This is a genomic window from Phytoactinopolyspora endophytica (genome assembly GCF_004138495.1).
GTDB classification, from domain to species: Bacteria; Actinomycetota; Actinomycetes; order Jiangellales; family Jiangellaceae; genus Phytoactinopolyspora; species Phytoactinopolyspora endophytica.
Genome location: NZ_ML142871.1, coordinates 66575 through 71741, shown reverse-complemented (window position 1 = coordinate 71741; position 5167 = coordinate 66575). Strand labels below are relative to the sequence as shown.

The 5167-nt window shown below is 68.1% G+C and carries 7 protein-coding genes; 4 read left to right on the top strand and 3 right to left on the bottom strand.

Annotated features, from left to right (window positions below):
* Window positions 1-217, top strand: a 217-nt coding sequence (locus ELR45_RS41720; protein WP_240760249.1) for a hypothetical protein, incomplete at its 5' end; no start/stop codon positions are given.
* 34 nt (window positions 218-251) lie between these two features.
* Here the strand turns inward: ELR45_RS41720 and ELR45_RS30395 are convergent.
* The gene (locus ELR45_RS30395; RefSeq protein WP_129669670.1) at window positions 252-1154 is read right to left on the bottom strand and encodes a 5'-3' exonuclease; all 903 of its coding nucleotides are present in this window, start codon (window positions 1152-1154) and stop codon (window positions 252-254) included.
* Between the two features lie 79 nt (window positions 1155-1233).
* Between ELR45_RS30395 and ELR45_RS30390 the strand changes: the two genes are divergently transcribed.
* Window positions 1234-2346, top strand: a complete 1113-nt coding sequence (locus tag ELR45_RS30390) for a M24 family metallopeptidase (RefSeq protein ID WP_129669633.1) — start codon at window positions 1234-1236, stop codon at window positions 2344-2346.
* A gap of 34 nt (window positions 2347-2380) precedes the next feature.
* On the opposite strand, the gene ELR45_RS30385 is transcribed toward ELR45_RS30390, so the two are convergent.
* Window positions 2381-3001, bottom strand: a complete 621-nt coding sequence (locus ELR45_RS30385; protein ID WP_129669632.1) for a TetR/AcrR family transcriptional regulator — start codon at window positions 2999-3001, stop codon at window positions 2381-2383.
* Between the two features lie 93 nt (window positions 3002-3094).
* Here ELR45_RS30385 and ELR45_RS30380 point away from each other — a divergent pair, with 93 nt between their 5' ends.
* Both ELR45_RS30380 and ELR45_RS30375 read left to right on the top strand, forming a co-directional pair.
* Window positions 3095-3520: a nuclear transport factor 2 family protein gene (locus ELR45_RS30380; RefSeq protein WP_129669631.1), complete on the top strand. Its 426-nt coding sequence runs from the start codon at window positions 3095-3097 to the stop codon at window positions 3518-3520.
* Entirely contained in the window at window positions 3517-4365 is an 849-nt protein-coding gene (locus ELR45_RS30375) for an NAD(P)H-binding protein (RefSeq protein ID WP_129669630.1), read from the top strand. Before ELR45_RS30380 ends, ELR45_RS30375 begins: the two co-directional genes overlap by 4 nt.
* 39 nt (window positions 4366-4404) lie before the next feature.
* Here the strand turns inward: ELR45_RS30375 and ELR45_RS30370 are convergent, their stop codons facing one another.
* Window positions 4405-5037: an NAD(P)-dependent oxidoreductase gene (locus tag ELR45_RS30370; RefSeq protein ID WP_129669629.1), complete on the bottom strand. Its 633-nt coding sequence runs from the start codon at window positions 5035-5037 to the stop codon at window positions 4405-4407.
* Window positions 5038-5167: the final 130 nt, after the last annotated feature.

The window sequence follows — 5167 nt, the reverse complement described above, 5'->3', positions numbered from 1 at the left end:
CTCAGCGGCATGGCGCTGGGCGAGTGGGCACCGCCTCGAGGCCGTACTGAACGAGGCGGGCCTCGCGGCGGGTGACTTCGTCCGGGCGATACGGCAGCTGCTGGACCTACTGGACCAGATCGGCGACGCGGCCACCGACGCCGACCTGCGCAAGACCGCGCATCTCGCGGTCGGCTCGCTACGCCGCGGCGTCGTCGCCTACGACATGATCGCTTAGCGGACGTCGTCTCGTTTAGCGGCGGCTGTCTCGCCTAGCGCCCCGCGTCGAGGGCTGTCAGAACCCGGCTGACCGATCCGCCGAGGCCCCAGCGCTCGGTGAGGCTTTCGAGCCTCCCAGGATCGGCTGGTGCCGATGGCAGCCGGGCATCCATCTCCGGGAGCGGCACATCCAGACGGACCGCGACCACGTCGCCGGCGACGCTGAGGTAGTCGCCGGCGTCGAGGAGCTTGCGCCGCACCGTCGGCGAGAGGTCGGACGCCGGGTCGTGCGCCGCGGCGACCAGGTTCTTGATGTCGCCGAAACGGTTGACCAGGGTCGCCGCCGTCTTGTCGCCGACCCCTGCCACGCCGGGCAGGCCGTCGCTGGGATCGCCGCGCAGGGTGGCGAAGTCGGCGTAGGCGGAGCCCGGGATGCCGTACTTGGCGGTCACCACGGACTCGTCGATCACCTCGTGCTTGCCGACGCCGCGGGCGGTGTAGAGGATCCGGACGGCGCGTTCGTCGTTCACCAGCTGGAAGAGGTCACGGTCGCCGGTGACGACGTCCACCGGTCCGTCGGCGGCCACCGCCAGAGTGCCGATCACATCGTCGGCCTCGAACCCGGCGACGCCCACGTTGGCGATGCCGAGCGCGTCCAGAACCTCGATGATCACCGGAACCTGGGCCTCGAGGGCCGGCGGGATCGTCTCCGCGCCGGTGGCCGCGTCGGCCAGCCGGTGTGCTTTGTACGACGGCAGCAGCTCGACGCGGAACGCGGGCCGCCAGTCGGCGTCGAGACATGCCACGAGCTGGTCCGGCCGGTAGTCGGCGACCAGCCGGCCGATGAAGTCGAGCAGCCCTCGGACGGCGTTGACCGGTGTGCCGTCCGGGGCGGTGATCTTCTCCGGGATGCCGAAGAAGGCGCGGAAGTACAACGACGCGGTGTCGAGAAGCATGAGCCGGTTCACACCGGCTAGCTTGCCACGAACAGGAGCCGAGTGGGGAGGACAGAACACTCTCTCCTAAGCTCGGTCTATGTCCGACGCCTTCAACAACCGGCTCGCCCAGGCACGCACCGCGGCGGCATCGGCAGGGATCGATGCCCTGCTCATCACGCCCGGCTCCGACCTTCGATACCTCACGGGTTACGCCGCTCTCCCGTTGGAACGGCTCACCTGTCTGGTGCTGCCTACCGATGGCGAGGCGGTGCTCGTGGTGCCCGGGCTGGAGGAGCCCGCGGCCCAGGCGTCGCCCGCGGGCGGGCTGGACCTGCGGATCCTGCCGTGGAGCGAGACGGACGATCCGTTCGGGCTGGTCGCGCACACCCTGGCCGATGTTCGCCGGGTGGGGCTGGACGATCACATGTGGGCGGAGAAGGTGCTTCGCTTCCGTGCCGCGATGCCGGACGCCGAGCAGGTCCTCGCGGGCGCAGCGCTGTCTGAGCTGCGGATCCGCAAGGATGCCGACGAGCTCGACGCGTTGCGGGCGGCCGCACGGGCCATCGACCGGGTGCACGCCCGGATGCCGGAGTGGCTCAAGGCCGGGCGCACCGAACATGAGGTGGGCCGCGACATCGCCGACGCGATCATCGCGGAGGGCCACGTGAGCGCCGACTTCGTCATCGTCGCCTCCGGACCGAACGGCGCGAGCCCGCACCACGAGACCGGCGAGCGGATCATCCGGGCCGGTGACCCGGTCGTCGTCGACATCGGTGGTACGACGGCGGCCGGATACTGTTCGGACGAGACGCGGACATATGTGGTGGGGGAGCCGCCCGCCGGTTTCGTCACCGAGTACGGTGCGCTGAAGCAGGCGCAGGAGGCGGCCGTCGCGCAGGTCCGGCCCGGAGCGAGTGCGGAGTCTGTCGACGCTGCGGCACGGGACGTACTGCACGAAGCGGGGCTGGGGGAGTACTTCATTCATCGCACGGGGCACGGAATCGGGCTGGAGACGCACGAAGACCCCTACATCGTCGCTGGAAACACCCGCCCGATCGAGCCGGGCATGGCGTTCTCGATCGAGCCCGGCTTCTACGTCCCGGGCAGGTACGGTGCCCGGATCGAAGACATCGTGGTGGCCACCGAGGACGGCGTCGAGCGGCTGAACCTGCGCCCGCGTGAGCTCACCGTCATCGATGCGGATGCCTAGTGTCCCCGGTGCGGGCACCGGGGACACTGCTGCTCTAGCTGTGGATCTGCTCGGCGGGCGATCCTGGTAGTGCGGGCGAGCCCAAGACTTTGGTGGTGAAGCTCGCCAGTTGTGCCCGCAATCCCTCTGGGGGCAGGCGCCGCTGGCCAACGAGATGTTCGACGAGGTCGGCCCGGGTGGCGGCGAGCAGTACATGGGCCGTGAAATCGCTGTCGGTGAGACCAGGAATCTGCTCCAGCACGGCTTGAAGCAGGGCGTGCCATCGGTCGTAGTGCCCTGCTTGGTATGGACTGTCGCTCCCGGTTCCCTCCAGGGCCAGCGCGAGGTGGCGGTTGTCGAGTTTGAAGCACAGGATGGCGTCGAGCAGCGCAGGTAGGCGCTGAAGTGGTGGGGTGGCGGGCCCAAGCGGTGGCGGGCCCTCTTCGACGGCGTTCCGGATCGGTTCCACTCGTGCTTCGTACAGGGCATGGATGAGCCCAGTGCGGTCACCGAAGGCGCGGAAGAGTGTTCCCTTGCCAACGCCGGCTGCTGCCGCGATGTCGGCCATGGTGACTTCGTCCTCTGGGCTCGTGCGGCGGGCGAAGAGTTCGTCGGCAGCCGCAAGCACGGCCGCCCGGTTGCGGGCAGCGTCCTTGCGTGGTTTGCGCTCGGACATGCCATTCCTCCATTTTGTGAAACGGACTAGCGGTCCGTATTATTGACATCGAAACGGACCCTCGGTCCGAATCGTACCGGAATGGAGAGACTCATGCCCGCACGTACCTCGCCGACAGATCTGTACCGCCACAGCCTGCAGCTGCTGCTGGACAAGAACATGTCCGCCTGGGTCGGCCTGTGGGCCGACGACGGCATCATGGAGTTCCCCTTCGCCCCACCGGGGTGGCCCGGGCGGCTGGAGGGCAGGGAGGCGATAGCCGGCTACATGCGCGACTACCCCGACCACATCGACCTGCATGAGTTTGCTGACGTGCAGATCCACCAGACAACGGACCCCGAGACCATCGTGGTCGAGATGCGCGGCACGGGCCGGTTGGTGCAGACCGGCCGCCCATTCGACATGACTTACATCGCCGTCGTGTCCGTTCAGGACGGGCGCATCACCTCCTACCGCGACTACTGGAACCCTCTTGCCGTCCAAGAACCCGGCGTCGACTTCATCGGGAACACCCGATGACCGCCATCAACACCGTCCTGGTCATCGGAGCCACCGGCACCACTGGGAGCCGCACCGCTGCGCAACTCATCGCGTCGGGTCACCGCGTCAAGGCTGCCAGCCGCCGCGCCGCCCCGATTCCGGGCACGGATTCGGTCCGATTCGACTGGTACGACTCATCCACGTTCAGCGCCGCTCTCGATGATGTCGGTCGCGTCTACCTCATCCCGCCCGTGGGTGACCCGAACCCGGCTGCTGTCATGTTGCCCTTTCTGGAGCAGGCCCGCGCCGCCGGTGTGCACCGCGCGGTGCTACTGAGCTCCTCGGCCATCCTCGAGGGGGGCACGGCTGTGGGAGTGGTGCATGAGGCTCTTTCCAGCCTGTTCGACCAGTGGGCGGTACTGCGGCCATCGTGGTTCATGCAGAACTTCACCGGCACACACGCCCACGCCGTCAGCATCCGTGAGGACGGCACCATCCTGACCGCGGCCGGCGGCGGCCGCGTGGGTTTTGTCGATGCCGAGGACATCGCCTCCGTCGCCGTGCGTACCCTGATCGACGACTATGCGCCCAATACCGATCTGGTCCTCACTGGGCCGGAGGCGCTCAGTTACGACGATGTCGCCGCGATCGTCACCGAGGTCACAGGCCGGCCCGTCGTCCACCACCATCTGGCATACGAGCAGGTGCGTGACCGCCTGACGGCACTGGTGCCGGTGGAGTTCGCCGCGATGCTGGCCGGCATGGACCGGGCCATCGCCGAGGGGGCGGAGAATCGCATTACTGACGCCGTCGAGCGCGTGACCGGCCGCCCGCCCCGGAGCTTCCGTCTGGTCGCCGCACGGGAGTTGGCGCGAAGCAGTTGAGGTTCCCGTCGTCGGCGCCCAGCGCGGGTGAGTGAGCCGCTAGGTGGCGACTGCCACGGCGGTTCCGGCTGTGACCGGGTTCTCGACGGCTTCGAGCACGGCGTGCGCGACGTCGGCACGGGGAATGCGGTATCCGCGGGCTACGTTGAGGTCGGTTCGGGTCCGGTATGAACCGCTCAGCGGCTTGTCGGTGAGCATGGGCGGGCGGACCGTGGTGTAATCCAGCCCGCTCTGGGCCAGGGCCTTCTCCATGCCGAGGGCATCGGCGACGGCGTGGCGCAACAGCCGCCCCAGCATCGGCTTGACGACGAATCGGGTGAACGGGCCGTCGCCGGCCGTATGTGCCGCGGCCATGCTGACGGTGACCACACGCCGGACGGCTGCGTCCTGCATCGCATGCACGATCGCGTGAGTTCCGTCGGTGCATACGCTGGTGGGCCCGCTTTCCGGCGGCCCCAAGGCCGACACGACGGCGTCATGACCGCTGAGGTGTGGAGCCAGGCCGGCCGCATCCATGATGTCCGTCTGGATGACCGTCACCTGTTCGTGCCGCAGGTCCTCGAGCTTCGTCGGGTCTCGCACCAAGGCGGTCACAGCGTGTCCGCGGGACAGCGCCTGCTGCACGACGTGGCGACCAGTACGGCCGGAAGCTCCGAATACGGCGAGTCTCATGATTCCTCCGTTGAGGTGGCGCGCGAGTCTGATCGGCGCGCCCGTGGTGAGTGAATACTTACTAACCACTACTATGGTTAGTGTTCACTCACCTTGTCAAGGAGGGCACCCTGTGACCACACGGGATCGG

Excerpts from the sequence above, each read along its gene's own strand:
- ELR45_RS30395 (WP_129669670.1), bottom strand. The coding sequence starts at position 1,154 with ATGCTTCTCGACACCGCGTCGTTGTACTTCCGCGCCTTCTTCGGCATC.
- ELR45_RS30375 (WP_129669630.1), top strand. The coding sequence starts at position 3,517 with ATGACCGCCATCAACACCGTCCTGGTCATCGGAGCCACCGGCACCACT.
- ELR45_RS30390 (WP_129669633.1), top strand. The coding sequence starts at position 1,234 with ATGTCCGACGCCTTCAACAACCGGCTCGCCCAGGCACGCACCGCGGCG.
- ELR45_RS30370 (WP_129669629.1), bottom strand. The coding sequence starts at position 5,037 with ATGAGACTCGCCGTATTCGGAGCTTCCGGCCGTACTGGTCGCCACGTC.
- ELR45_RS30380 (WP_129669631.1), top strand. The coding sequence starts at position 3,095 with ATGCCCGCACGTACCTCGCCGACAGATCTGTACCGCCACAGCCTGCAG.
- ELR45_RS30385 (WP_129669632.1), bottom strand. The coding sequence starts at position 3,001 with ATGTCCGAGCGCAAACCACGCAAGGACGCTGCCCGCAACCGGGCGGCC.